A 13,858-nucleotide genomic window follows, 5' to 3' on the forward strand; every position below is an offset into this window, starting at 1 on the left:
CGGTCGTTTAGAAACGATAGTTGAAGATGATCCAGAGATTGTTTCCGCGAACGATGTCGTGGGCCGCGAACTCCCAGTGTGCTCGAACCCGAAGCGTGAGCGGATCGAAGAGCGACAGACTGGCTTCGGGTCCGACTCCGAAGAGCCGGTAGCGGTCGTCATCAGTCCCAGGAGGCCCGCCTTCCTGTGCTGTGATTTGCCACACCCCGAAACCAGAAAGACCGACGTCGAGTTGATGATCGGCCACGCGAAACATTCGACCAGCGCCCCAGTCGACGACGAGGTCGGCGCCCGGTTTGATCCCGGAGCCGCGCTGCTCGAAGTTCTGCTCGATGCGCGCGACGGCAGAGATGCTCCACGCAGCTCGGTCTCCGCCCGGGTAATAGACCCCACCCAGGGAATAGACGAGCGCCCAGAAGCCAGTGCCGCGGTTACTGGCCGACCCCGGCGAGAACCTTCCCGATGGCGTCCATACCGTGAACTGGAGCTGGTAGTCGAACGAGGTGCTTTTGCCATAGAGGGAAATCGGCGTGAGCAGGATGTCTCCAAGGCCGAATCCGGACTCGCCCGCCGGTGAGGAAAGGTCGCCGGTCGCGAACGGGATTCCGGCGAGCGCTCCGTATCGGAATCCGAGGAACTCCCAGTCCGTCGTCCACGTGAACATGCTGATGTTGGCGTAGCGCAGTTCATCAATGTCCTGCACCGGTGTGCCGGATGCCCCGACGAGCTGGAGGTTGGTGAAAAACCGGCTGAAGTTCGTGTACGCGAACCCCGGGTCGGGCGTACTTGCGCCCCGAAGGCCCGACTGCCCCGGAGGGTAGTGTCCGGTGACCGGCGTCTGCATCTGCGCGAGAGCCTCGGGCCCGACACACACGAGCAGGAACAGGAACAGGAGTTGCCCCGAAGCTCCTCTTCGAAGAGAACGCAGTAACATCTGCACTCCTTCTTCTTGAACCAAACCAACGGGTAACCGCTCTCCCGCCAGCACGCCCAAATGAGGGAATGCCTCGGGCCGCGGTCCCATCAGGCTGTCAAATAGCCAGGCGGGTGCTGGGCCGCTGCTTTCCACTCGTCCCGTCCAAGATGCCATCGACCTCCGAGAGCCAACCCTTGCCAGCGGGCTCCACCAAACCTAACCCTCCGATATGGAGATCAAACCTTCGACACGGAATTCGACAAGTACACCGAGGACGCCGTCGTCCTGTTCCGGAAGGCAGGCCTCGACACCGCCTTCGAGAACCTCGAAGGGTTTCCGATGGACTGGAAGACGAACACGCCCGCGTTCATCAAGTTCCTTCGGGACCACCAGTGCCCCAGCTTCCTGGAATACGGGGAGTATCCCTATTTCACGAGCGACGAGATCAAGAAGGCCCTGAAGATCAAGGCCGCCCTCTCCGAGATGCTCGAGCAGATGCAGTAGAGGCCGCCATGGGCGAAGTGACGACTGCACGGACGTACAACCAGGACCACAAGGCTCGGAAGTATGCCAAGGGCCGCCGGCGCGTCAGCGTCTACATCGCCTGGAGCTATCCCGGAGAGGCCAATCGAGACCTGACGGTGCTCGACAACCGCTTCTCGACGATGACCGAGGTGCGGCGGGTGTTCTGGCCCGATTACGAGGCGCCTCAGTGGGCAGACCCGTTGAGGTTCCAACAGGGGATCGCCGGTTCACTCGAGCTGTTCTTCTGGGCGTGGGTGAAGTTCCAGCGCGTCGTCGAAGAGGTCACGGGGCACGCAGTCCCCATGTTCCAGCGCGTCGACCAGGCGGGCTTCACCCTTCCCCTCGACGAGCGAGTCCTCGCCGACACGGACACGCTGTTCGTCTTCGGTCTGGATCACATGGTCACCGAGCAGGTGCCCGCTCCTGAGGAGCTCGAGGCCGTTCGCGAGTTCCTCGAGCGCGAGGGAACCTGCCTCGTCATCGGTCCGCACCACGATGTCGGGCACTCGCCGGTCATGAAGGAACGCGACATGGAATACCTTCACCACGGCGATGGGCTGGTGCCGAGACAGCAACGCTTCGGTGGGTACACGCGTGCGCTGATGAAGGGACTTGGGATTCCCGTCGAGAATCAGTGGGGACTTCGCCCCGCGGTCATCACCGCCAGGACCGCGCCGTCGACCGCCGCGAGTGACCTGGAGAAGTCCGGCTGGATATCGGGGACCACCGCGACGGCCAGTCGAATCGCTCCGTTGACCATCGTGAAGGACCTGGACGAGCGCGGCTGGCTCACCGGAGTCCGCAACTTCAACTTCCACATGCACCTGCCGCACTACGCGCTGACGACAGAAGACACGCGCTCCATCCACGTCCTGGCCCGGCAGCCGATCGACCTGTCGAGGCCGCATCCCTTCACGAACGCGGGAAACAAGGAGTTCAACGCGCTGGTCTGGATGCCGCCGGGGCCTGGTAGGGCCGGCGACGTGCTGGTGGTCGACTCCACGGTCTTCAGCACGTTGTTCGGCAGCGACGAGAGCCTGGAGCGTTTCTGGAAGAACATCGCCACGGCCCAATGACATGCTCGCACTGGACGACATCCAGAGTGGAGTCCTGCGCCCCCGGCCCGCGCCGTACGCGGCGACCTACATCCTGCTCCGCATCGACGACCCACGCGCAGGACGGGAATTGATGGGGCGCCTCGGAAGCGTCGTGGCCTCGGCCGCCCACCCCACGAGCCCGGCGGCCAACACGTGGGTCAGCGTCTCGCTCACCTACCAGGGCCTCAGGGCGCTGGGCGCTCCGCGGGACTCGCTCGACAGCTTCGCCTGGGAGTTCCAGCAGGGGATGGCCGCCCGCGCGAAGGCGCTCGGAGACACCGGGGAGAGCAGCCCCGAGCACTGGGAACGCCCACTGGGGACGGGCGACGTCCACGTCGTTCTCACGGCCCTTTCGCCGGACCCGGAGCAGCTCGAAGCCGCGCTCGAACGCGCCCGCGAGACCTTCCGGGACCTTCCAGGCATCCAGGCGCTCTGGCGCCAGGACTGCCATGCGCTGTCCACCGGCAGGGAGCCCTTCGGATTCAGGGATGGGATCGGGTATCCCGCCGTCGAAGGGAGCGGTATTCCCGGCGGCAATTCCCATGAGCAGCCTTTCAAGGCGGGCGAGTTCGTCCTCGGTTACCTCGACGAGACAGGCGGCTACCCCCCCATGCCTCGCCCCGACGTCCTGGGCCGCAATGGCACCTACGTCGTATTCCGCAAGCTCCACCAGCGCGTGGCGGCGTTCCGCCAGTACTTGAAGGAGAATGCGAGCAGCCACGACGAAGAGGAGCTTCTGGCGGCCAAGATGATGGGGCGATGGCGCAGCGGCGCCCCCCTGGCGCTCTGTCCTTTCCATGATGACCCGGAGCTGGGCGCCGATCGGCATCGCAACAACGACTTCGTGTTCGCGGACGACGCGACGGGCTACAAGACGCCGCCCGCGTCGCACATCCGGCGAGCGAATCCGCGCGATGCTTCCGTGGCCGGTGTCGTCAGGCTCCACCGGATGATCCGCCGCGGGACGGCGTACGGGCCCGAGCTGCCCGAGGGCGTCCTCGAGGACGACGGAGTCGAGCGTGGCTTGATGTTCGCCTTCGTCGGAGCGCACCTGGGGCGGCAGTTCGAGTTCGTGCAATCCGAGTGGGTCAACGGCGGTGACTTCCTCGGCCTGGGCGATGTGAAGGACCCGATCGCGGGTTCCCATGAGGGGACCGGCGCGTATTCCATCCCGAGGAGGCCGATTCCAAAGCGCTTGCGAGGACTGCCGCGGTTCGTCGTCACACGGGGTGGCGAGTACTGCTTCATGCCCGGACTGCGCGCTCTGCGCTGGCTCGCCGAGCTTCGGACATGAAGCCCGCGACGGTGGACGTCCTGGCGTAGAGGAAGGAGAGAGGCCGTGTTGAGGGGCATGCCAGTCCAGGCCGCCCTCCCATGAACCTGCCGTGGGCAGTCCCAGGTGCTCCAAAATCGCGCGCACCCCTCCCGCTTGCTTCATGTACGCCAGCACCCGCCGCCTGCCTCCACACCTGACGCAGGCGAACACGTCCCCCGCGACTGTCCTGCGCAGCAGCCCCGCGAAAGTCTCCTGGCGGCGTCCTCTCCTTCCTCCGCTCCTGCCTCGCCCCTGCCTCTGGCGCCACGCTCGCCTCCTCTGCTCCTCCCTGGGGGCGCGTCACGCGCCTCTCCTCCTCACCTGCTTGGGGGAGTGGCACCGGCCCAACGACATGACGCTCACCATCCTGGACACGCCGAAGCGCGCGCTGCGCATGCGCATCTGGTGCGTGCCAGTGGATGCGACGCACACGCGGATGATGCTGGCGAGCTCGCGCGACTTCCTGCGCTACAACCCGTTCGCGCCGCTGCTCAACCGCTTCAACAAGGTCATCGTGAGGGAGGACAAGGCGGGGGTGGAGTCGAGCTACCCGGTGGAGGTGCCTCCGGCGGGCGAGGAGCGCGGCGTGGCGACGGACCGGGCGACGCTGGCCTTCCGCCGCTGGTACCTGGAGCGCAAGAAGGGGGGTGGGCGAGAGGCCTCCAGGACCGAGACAGCGCCGCTCGCGGGCTGACTCCCCTCCATTGGAGCTCAGCCACCAGGGGAGAGGGCACCGCTCCCCGCGGAGCCGCACATGCACTGCCTCCTCTGGAAGCCAATCCCACTCACTTATTGCGCCTATTGGCGACGACCTCGTTCCTCGCGTCGGTGCTTTGCGTGTGCTGGGTCTTCCGAATGCCTTCCTGGATCTTCCGTTTTTGGGCCTCCGCAGATTCTTGAGTCGCCGTATTCGAAGCCTTGACGCTTCGCGGGACAGAGGGGGCATTCCGTCTGCCCTGGCTGAGGCTCCCCTTATTCCAATTGGTAGAATTGGTAGAACCTGGTTTGGCTTGAGGGATGGTTGTTGGAGGCGGTTCAAACGCTCTCCAGTGGCATCCTTTCTCCTCCTTCGTCTCATCCTCGCTGTCGGAAGGAAAGCTGTCGACCCCCTGAAAATCTCGCCTGTTGTCGTTACTGTACTTGTCAACACCCGTCAGGAGGCCGCCCTCCTCAAGATATTGATTGAACTCAGCCATGCCAGGCGGCCGACACCAGCCACGCTTATCCGGTGCAAAGGTGTGGTGCCCGCGCACGAGCACATTGCACCGCCTGCCCTTCCAGGCGTTGTATTTCTGGATGTACCACCAACATTTCACGCAGGCCAACTTGTTGTTTCCGAGATAGTAGTCAGGGACTTGACTCGAGTCCGAGTCCGAGTCCGAGTCCGAGTCCGAGTTCGAGTTCGAGTTCGAGTTCGAGTTCGAGTTCGAGTTCGAGTTCGAGTTCGAGTTCGAGTTCGAGTTCGAGAGGCTTTCATGCAAGAAGGTCAGGATCAACAACTCCACATGAACACACCGATTGGCGCCCTGGCCATTTGAACTTAGATAGACGATCCGACTACTCTGTAGCGTCGGTAGCTCGTCTCCACTCAATGTACAGTTCTTGATGTGCTGAAGAAGGGGGTCATTGTCATCATGCCTATTGAACAATTTAAAGATGGTTCGCTCGCTGTATTTCACCAGCAGCTTGGAGGCATCCGGCCAGAAACCATTTCTATTTTTTTTATGTTCCTCGATCACCTTCCGGATTTCCGCGAAGTGCTCCTTGGTAGATTTGGCTGTGTCTGCTGTTGCTCCTTTCCATTTGATGGCTTTCCCCATCTGGTTCAGCTCGTTGAACGTCTCATCATTGATGACATCGAAGCTGCTAATGATCACCAGGCGATCCCCAAAGAGGGCGGTCGCAACGCAAATGGGATAACTTCCCTTGAGGGACCAGTGCGCGGCCGACAATGCCATCGCGAGTCCGTCCAGCTTGCGGCCGGCATTCCATCCGACGTTCACTACCTCCGGCGCAGCACTGTACCCATCCATGTCTTTGGCGACCGGATTGACATACGGGGTACCTCTACCCAACGGCGGGGCCACGTTGTTGTTCGACGCGTTTGATACTTGGCTCGTGGTCTTTTGTTTAAAGTTATAGTAGCTGGATCTGGGGCTGGAGCTGGGGCTACGGTATCTGCGTGAGGCACACTCCTTCTCATGACCTTTTATGTCATGGCCGCAGAAGGATTTTTCACATTCCTCACATCTACGGGAGTGGTCGTAGCAGGTATATTCATTGCATTTATAGCACTTGTATCTGCCATTGTCGTAGTGATGACGACAAATCGAGTACTTCGAGTACGACTCCCGGCATTGATGACAAGAATGACGAGCGTACGTGCCGGGTTGGCTCTCTCTGTTGCAGAAGTCGCACGACATGATGTTTCCTTCTCTCTGAATGCATCAACAACCAGGGAACCTCGCCATCCACCCAGAAACCCCAGGCTGCTCGGCCTCACCACCGGCGCACGACACCTGTTCCAGGTAAACGCTTGCCTCGCCTCGTGAGCAGCGCGAGCGCACTCAACACCCCGAGCAGCGCCGTGCCATGTCCCCCACCCATTCCACTGCTGTCGCAGCTCAGCCCGCTTCCGGTGCCGGTGAGCGGGACTCGCAAGGTCCACGAGTACTCCGCGGGGCTCTTGTCCACGTTGCCCGCCACATCCCGGGCAACCACGCGCAGCCGGTGGGCACCAGCGCCCAGTCCCTCGAGGGTGAGCGGGCTGGCGCAGGCGGTGAAGTCCGCGCCATCCAGGCCGCACGCGAAGGAGCTCCGGGGCTCCGTCGACGAGAAGGTGAAGGTGGCCTCCCCCTTGTCCGTCCTCCGCGAGGAGGGCCCACTGTCGATAGCGGTCTCCGGTGCGGTGGTGTCGACGGTGAAGGCCCGCTCGGGCGAGGCCGGACTGCTGCGAGCGCTGGAATTGGTGGCGGTCGCGCTCAGCCTGTGGGCGCCCTCCTGGAGCGGGGCCGCGGGCTCGAGGCTCCAGCGGCCCGTCTCCTCCACTCGCGTGGTGCCCAGGAGCTTGTCATCGGCGAAGACAGACACGGTGGTGCCAGGCTGGGCCGAGCCCTTGAAGGTGGGAATCCCCGTGGCCAGCACGTCGTCGTGGGCCGGTTGTTCCACCACGGGGGCGAGCGGCGCGGGGGTGATGCTGAAGGTAGACACGGCGGGAGTGGCATCCGCGTTGCCAGCTTCGTCCACCGCACGCACGGAGAAGGAGTGGGCGCCGTCCGGCAGGTTGGAGTACGTGACCGGATTCGTCTCGCAGGGGGCGTAATCCTCCTCATCCAGCTTGCACTGGAAGCGCGCCCCCAGCGCGGAGGTGAAGCCAAAGGTCGCGAAGGGGCTGCCAATCACCGGAGGGGGCTGGGAGACCAGGGTGGTCTCCGGCGCCTGCGTATCCACCGTGAAGGAGCAGGTGGCCGGGGTCCGGTCGATGTTGCCCGCCTTGTCCACGGCGCGGGCGGCCAGGGTGTGGAAGCCATCCTCCAGGGGCTCCCGGGTGGGAGGACACGGGATGAAGTCCGCGCCATCCAGGCCGCACTCGTAGCGGGCCCCCGGCTCGGAAGGGGCGAAGGCGAACTCGAGGGTCGCCTGGCGGGTCAGCGGGTCCGGGCACCGGCTGAAGGTGGTCTCCGGCGCCACGGTGTCCACCACCCAGGTGTGGGAGGCGGGGGTGTTGTCCACGCGCCCCCCCAGGTCGGTGGCGTACACGAGGAAGGTGTGCGTGCCGTCGGTGAGGCCGGTGAGCGCACGCGGGCTGGTGCAGTCAGCGAGCGGGGTACCGTCCAGGGTGCACTTGAAGGCGGAGACCGGCTTGTTGGCGGAGAAGACGAAGGTGGCCTCGGTGAGGCGCGTCAACGGCCCCGGGCTCTGGTAGTCAATCCGCGTCTCCAGCTCCGAGGAGTTGACCGTCCAGGAGTGGGTGGCCGGAGGACCGACGTTGCTCGCCTTGTCGATGGCCCGGACGGCGAAGGTGTGGGAGGTATCCGACAGCGCCGGATAGGATTTGGGGTTGTTGCAAGGCTCGTAGGACGTGTTGTCGAGGCGGCACTCGAAGCGGGCGCCCAGCTCGTTCGCCTCGAAGTGGAACGTGGCCGAGGTGGAGTCGGGGGACGTGGGAGGGGGGTCCGTTTCAATCCGGGTGCTGGGCGCGGTGGTGTCCACCTTCCACTGGTACTGAGCGGTCCTGGTGGTGTTGCCCGCGAGGTCGGTGACCCTCACGTGGAAGAGGTGCTCGCCCTCGGCCAGCTCGTCCCCGGGCGTATTGCCCACGGCGAAGGGGGCCGTGCACTGGACGTATTTCCAATCACTCTCGCTGCCATCGAGGCTGCACTCGAAGTAGCGCACATCCGCGGCGCGTGAGCTGAAGCTGAAGGTGGCACTGGTCTGATTGGTGGATGGCAGGGGATGCGAGTTGAGTTGGACGTCCGGCGGGGTGATGTCCACCTTCCACTGGTATCGGGCCGGGGAGGAGTCGGCGTTGCGGGCCCTGTCCACGGCGCGGACCTCGAAGACGTGGGAGCCATCCGTCAGCGTCTCGAGGTGCGGGCTGACACAGGCCCCATAGGCATTGCTATCCAGACTGCACTCGAAGGCGGAGCCTGGCTCGGAGGAGAAGACGAATCTGGCACTGAGCGAGTTGGTCAGCTCGGGGGGAAACTCGTTCAGGTGGGTCTCTGGCTCCTGGGTGTCCACCGTCCACGAGAAGAAGGCGGGAGAGAGGTCCTTGCGCTTGCCCGCATCCACGGAGAACACGCGGAAGATGTGCTCCCCGTCGGTGAGCGCGGGAGAGGAGCGCGGGGTCTCACAGCCAGCGAAGGGGGCGTTGTCCAGGCTGCACTCGAAGGAGCAATCTCCCTTGGTGCAGCCAAAGGAGAAGAGGGCGGCGTTGGAACGCGTCACCAGCTCGGGGTGGGACACGATGAGGGTGTCGGGTGCGGTGAGGTCCACCTCCCACGAATACGGAGTCGTGGCGGGGCCGACATTGCCGGCCCGGTCGATGGCGCGGACGGCGAAGGAATGGCTCCCCGCGGCGAGATTGTCGTAGGAGACGCCCGTGGTGCCACACGGGCTGAAGGGCTTCTCATCCAGACCGCACTCGAAGGTGACCTGCTCGTTCGACGAGAAGGAGAAGCTGGCGCGGGTGTCGATCGTGGACGCGCCGTTGAGGAAGGCCTGGGGCGCCGTGGTGTCCACCCACCATTCGTGGAAGGCGGGGGTGAGGTCCAGGTTGCCGGCCCCATCTCCCGCGCGGACGGAGAAGGAATGAAGGCCCTCGAGCAGGTTGGCGCAGGTCTTGGGAGGGGAATTGGAGCAGCGCTCGAAAGGCGCGTTGTCACACTTGCACTCGAAGAAGACATCCGCTTCGCGAGAGGAGAACTGGAAGCTGGCCGAGGTCTTGTTGGTCAGCGCGGGCGGCTTCAGGTCCAGGAGGGTGTCTGGCGCCGTGGTGTCCACCCTCCAGGAGGAGATGGCCGGAGAGGAGTCCACGCGCCCGAGCTCGTCGATGGCTCGCACGGCGAAGAGGTGCTGCCCATCGAGGAGCTCGTTGTAGAACTTGGGGGTCTCGCAGGGGCTGAAGCTCTCGGTGTCGAGCTGGCACTCGAAGCGGGCGTTCAGCGTGTTCGAGGAGAAGGAGAAGGTGGCGGAGGAGACCCGCGTCACCGGCGCTGGAGTCGAGCCGAGGGTGGTGTCTGGCGACGTATCCACCACCCAGTGGTCGGTCGCCAGCGCGGAGACATTGCCAGCGCCATCGGTGGCGCGGACGAAGAAGTCGTGTGCCCCCTCGGACAGGCCGAAATAGCTCGTGGAGCCCTTCCGGGAGTTGGCACTGGCGCAGGCGGAGAAGTCCGCGCTGTCGAGCTTGCACTCGAAGGAACCCAGCTCGTCGGAGGAGAACTCGAAGGTGGCGTTGTTGGCGTTCTTGAGGCGCGTGTTGATGGTGACCACGGGCGCGGTGGTATCCACGGTCCAGGAGTACGTGGCCGGACTGGGATCCTCATTGGCGGCCAGGTCCACGGCACGGACCTCGAAGGTGTAGCCGCGGTCGGAGAGGTCGGAGTAGGTCTGGGGAGTGCGGCAGGAGGTGAACTCCTGGCCCGTGAGCCTGCACTCGAAGGACCCGCCGCCTTCCGTCGAGGAGAAGGTGAAGGTGGCGGTGGTCTCCTGGGTTCGGAGGGCTGGGGACGAGTCGATGCGGGTGTCCGGCGGCGTGGTGTCGGTACCGGCGTCGGTACCCGCGTCGGCGTCGGCCAGCGGGAGCCCCCAGTGCACCTGGCTGTCATTGGCTTCCAATCCCCCCTCGTGAGAGGACTCGGCGCAGCCCGACTGCAGCAGCACGAGCAGCAAGCAGGGCAATGGTGTCCACGTCCCATGGCGGTATTTCATGCGCAACCTCCCCGTTCCTGCCACGAACGTGCGTGGGCAGGCCCTCTCTGGATGCAATGACAGTCAGGCCAGCGGTGCTTCGTCAGACGCTCCAGCTCCTGCCGGTTGCGCGGCTCGAAGAACCCGCACGTCGACGGCCTTGAAGCGGCGCGCGGCGCCCCCCATGGCCAGGGTGAGCGGTCCCACGAACCGGACTCCCTCGTGAGGACCGAGGCACCGCTGTCGATGCCCGCTGACCCGTGGGCCAGCGCCCTCCTGCCTCTTCAAGAGCCGGGCCAGCGAGTGTCCGGGCGGTGCCAGGCGGCTGCCTGCCCGCTCTCCCTTGTCAAAGTCCACTCCGGACGTGGTTACATCCCCACGCGACGGCGCTTCGACGCGTCGAAAACCAGGGCTCGACGCGTCGGCCTACCGGGGTCCGTCGAAACCAGGGGGGAAACGGGATGAGCCAGCAACACGCCGAGGAACTGCGCATGGCGCTCGCCGAGGGAATCCTCCACACGCAGGAGGTGGAGGCCCTTCGCGAGGAGGCGCTGCGCCTGGAGCGGAGCCCCCTGGAATTGCTCGTGGAGCGGGGGCGGCTCTCCCCGGAGAGCCTCGCCTCGCTGCGGAGGGCGCCGCCGGGTGAGGCGCTCCCAGCCCCTGGGGAGCCCGAGGACCTCCCCACGCCCACGGCCTCGCCGCCCCAGCGGGGGCGCGGCTCGGAGACCCCCGCCTTCCCGGTGGCCGGCTGGGACCGCTACCGGTGCGTGCGGTTCCTCGGCCAGGGCGGCATGGGGCGGGTGTTCCTCGCCTATGACCCGCGGCTGCGCCGCAACGTGGCCCTCAAGTTCGTCCGGGAAGACGACCCGGAGCTCACCCGCCGCTTCATCTCCGAGGCCCGGGCCCAGGCCCGCGTGGACCACGAGCGCGTGTGCAAGGTGTACGAGGTGGGCGAGGTCCAGGGCAGGGCCTACATCGCCATGCAGTACGTCGACGGGCAGCCGCTGAACCTGCTCGGAAAGCAGCTCACCCTCGAGCAGAAGGTGATGGTGCTCCGGGAGGCCGCCGAGGGGCTGCACGAGGCCCACCGCGCCGGTCTCATCCACCGGGACGTCAAGCCCTCCAACATCCTGGTGGCACGCACGGAGGACGGCCGCCTCGAGCCCTATGTCATGGACTTCGGGCTGGCACGCGACTGGAAGGAGGGAGTCACGGTCACCGGGACGGTGGTGGGGACGCCCCACTACATGGCGCCCGAGCAGGCCCGTGGCGAGGTGGGGATGCTGGATCGTCGAGCGGACGTCTACGGCCTGGGCGCCACGCTCTACCACCTGCTGGTGGGCCAGCCCCCCATTCCAGGCGGCAACGGCCTGGAGGTGCTCAACAACATCGCCACCGTGGAGCCCCGCCCGCCGCGCGCACTGGAGGCGGAGCTCCCGGCGGACCTCGAGGCCATCACCCTCAAGTGCCTGGAGAAGGACCGCTCCGCCCGCTACGACTCGGCCCGGGCCCTGGCCGAGGACCTGGACCGGTTCCTGGGCGGAGAGCCCGTCCTGGCACGCCCCGCCGGGCCCTGGTACCGGCTGCGCAAGCAGCTGCGCAAGCACCGGCTCCTGGTGACGCTGGGGGCCGCCGCGCTCACCCTGGTGCTGCTCGCCCTGGGACAGGCGGGGCTGGCCCGCCGCGAGGTGACGTGGCGCGAGCGCCTGGCGCGTGAGTTCACCGAGCAGGTGGAGCATCTCGAGGCCCAGGCCCGCTACTCCGCCCTCTCCCCCGCTCACGACACACGCGATGACAGGAAGCGCCTCCGGGCCAGCATGGACGAGCTCGACGCCCGGATACGGCAGGCCGGGGAGTCGGCGGTGGGGCCGGGCAACTATGCCCTGGGAAGAGGCTTCCTCGCCCTGGGAGACGAGGGGAAGGCCCGGGAGTACCTGGAGCGCGCGTGGCGATACGGCTTCCAGGAGCCCCGGGTCGCCTATGCGCTCGCCCTGGTGATGGGGCACCTCTACCAGCAGCGGCTCCTCGAAGCGGAGCGGCTGCGCTCTCCCGAGCAGCGCGAGGCCCGGAAGCGGGACCTCGAGCGTGACTATCGCGACCCGGCCCTGGGGTATCTGCGGCGCAGCGAGGGGAGCGCCGTGCCGTCCACCGAGTACATGGCGGCACTCCTGGCCTTCTACGAGGGCCGCTTCGACGAGGCCCTGGCCCGGCTCGACTCCCTCGGCAACAGGCTGCCCTGGTTCCACGAGGCCCCCAAGCTCCGGGGCGACATCCTCCTGGCCCGGGCCACTCAGTACGCCAACCAGGGCCAGCGTGAGCAGGCGCTGGCCGACTTCGAGGCGGGCCGCCAGGCCTATGCTCGCGCCGCCGCCATCGCCGAGAGTGTCCCCGACGTCCACTACGCCCTGGCGGAGCTGGAGTTCGCCGTGGTGCTCATGGAGCTCTACGCCCAGGGCGACGTCCTGCCGCCCGTGGAGCGGGGCCTCGCGGCGGTCGCGCGCGCTCTCGCGGTCGCACCGGACCACTACGACTCCAAGCTGCTGGAGGCGCGCTTCCACCGTCGTCTCGCGGAGCACCACTCGCGCCAGGGCAAGGACGTGCAGGAGCTCCTCCAGAAGGCGCTCGCCTCCGCGCGGGCCGCCCTGGCCCTGGAGCCCTCACGACAGGAGGCCCGGCTGGAGCTGGGACGCATCTTCTGGCAATGGGGGCAGAACCGGCAGGATCGCAACCAGGATCCACGAGAGCAGCTCCGCGAGGCCGCGGCGGCCTTCGAGAGCCTGGCCCCGGAGGCGCGAGACTACGACTTCCACCTCAACCTCGGCCTGGTCTTCAAGGTCTGGGCGGAGTACGAGGGCCAGAGCGGCGTGGACCCCCAGCCCCATCAGGGCCAGGCGATCGCGTCCTTCCGCCAGGCCCTCCAGCTGGACGAGCGCCAGTTACCCGCATGGCTCAACCTCGGCAGCACGTACTTCCTGCGCGCCTCGCATCCGAGCAACCCGGCTCCGGACGAGGACCTGGAGCGGGCCCGGGCCGCGCTCGACAAGGCACAGGCACTGAATCCCCAGCACTTCGTGCCCTACTTCTACGCGGGTCAGGTGGATGAGCAGATGGCCTCGCGCAGCCGGGCGCGCGGGGGGGATGCCCGACCCATGCTGATCAGGGCTCTCGAACAGTACCGCGAGGGAATCGCCATCAGCCCCGCGACTCCCCACCTCCACAACGGGGTGGGTCAGGTCCTGCTCCAGCAGGCCCAGGAAGAGTGGGACCGCGGCGGCAAGCCCTTCCCGCTCCTCGACCAGGCCCTGGCCGCTTTCAACCAGACGCTCACCATGGGCCCGCAGCTGGTCTTCGCCATCAACAACCTGGGCGAGGTGCACGCGCGGCGCGCCAGCTACCTGCGTGCCCTTGGGGAGGAGCCAGGCCCGAGCGTGCGAAAAGCCGCGGAGCTCTTCCGGCGAGCCATCGAGCAAGCCCCGACCCACCCCACTCCCCGGGCCAACCTGGGCATGGTTCATCACACCCAGGCGGCCTTCGAGCTGGAGCACGGGAGGGATCCGCAGCGCAGCCTGGCGCAGGCCTCGGAGGCACTGC

8 protein-coding genes are annotated in these 13,858 nt (G+C 66.2%); 5 read left to right on the forward strand and 3 right to left on the reverse strand.

Annotation, left to right across the window (positions count from 1 at the left end; genetic code table 11):
- Positions 1 to 7: 7 nt before the first annotated feature.
- A complete protein-coding gene (locus ACJ8AN_RS38250; RefSeq protein WP_407760554.1) occupies positions 8 to 934 on the reverse strand; it encodes a transporter in 927 nt (308 codons plus the stop codon).
- A gap of 321 nt (positions 935 to 1,255) precedes the next feature.
- Here ACJ8AN_RS38250 and ACJ8AN_RS38255 point away from each other — a divergent pair, with 321 nt between their 5' ends.
- The 4 genes from ACJ8AN_RS38255 (at position 1,256) to ACJ8AN_RS38270 (ending at position 4,547) form a co-directional block, all read left to right on the forward strand.
- Positions 1,256 to 1,420: a hypothetical protein gene (locus ACJ8AN_RS38255; protein WP_407760555.1), complete on the forward strand. Its 165-nt coding sequence runs from the start codon at positions 1,256 to 1,258 to the stop codon at positions 1,418 to 1,420.
- 8 nt (positions 1,421 to 1,428) lie between these two features.
- Positions 1,429 to 2,517, forward strand: a complete 1,089-nt coding sequence (locus ACJ8AN_RS38260; protein ID WP_407760556.1) for a hypothetical protein — start codon at positions 1,429 to 1,431, stop codon at positions 2,515 to 2,517.
- 133 nt (positions 2,518 to 2,650) lie between these two features.
- Positions 2,651 to 3,832 (forward strand): Dyp-type peroxidase, encoded by a 1,182-nt coding sequence (locus tag ACJ8AN_RS38265; RefSeq protein WP_407760557.1) that lies wholly within the window; start codon positions 2,651 to 2,653, stop codon positions 3,830 to 3,832.
- A gap of 142 nt (positions 3,833 to 3,974) precedes the next feature.
- Positions 3,975 to 4,547: a hypothetical protein gene (locus ACJ8AN_RS38270; protein WP_407760561.1), complete on the forward strand. Its 573-nt coding sequence runs from the start codon at positions 3,975 to 3,977 to the stop codon at positions 4,545 to 4,547.
- 91 nt (positions 4,548 to 4,638) lie between these two features.
- On the opposite strand, the gene ACJ8AN_RS38275 is transcribed toward ACJ8AN_RS38270, so the two are convergent.
- Positions 4,639 to 5,940, reverse strand: coding sequence for a hypothetical protein (locus tag ACJ8AN_RS38275; RefSeq protein WP_407760558.1), 1,302 nt, complete (start codon positions 5,938 to 5,940; stop codon positions 4,639 to 4,641).
- A 412-nt stretch (positions 5,941 to 6,352) separates the two neighbouring features.
- The gene (locus ACJ8AN_RS38280; protein WP_407760559.1) at positions 6,353 to 10,288 is read right to left on the reverse strand and encodes an Ig-like domain-containing protein; all 3,936 of its coding nucleotides are present in this window, start codon (positions 10,286 to 10,288) and stop codon (positions 6,353 to 6,355) included.
- Between the two features lie 440 nt (positions 10,289 to 10,728).
- On the opposite strand from ACJ8AN_RS38280, the gene ACJ8AN_RS38285 reads away from it, so the two are divergent.
- A partial coding sequence (locus tag ACJ8AN_RS38285; protein ID WP_407760560.1) for a protein kinase domain-containing protein occupies positions 10,729 to 13,858 on the forward strand: 3,130 nt, incomplete at its 3' end.

The sequence above is a fragment of the Archangium sp. genome (genome assembly GCF_045802675.1).
Taxonomy (GTDB): Bacteria; Myxococcota; Myxococcia; order Myxococcales; family Myxococcaceae; genus Archangium.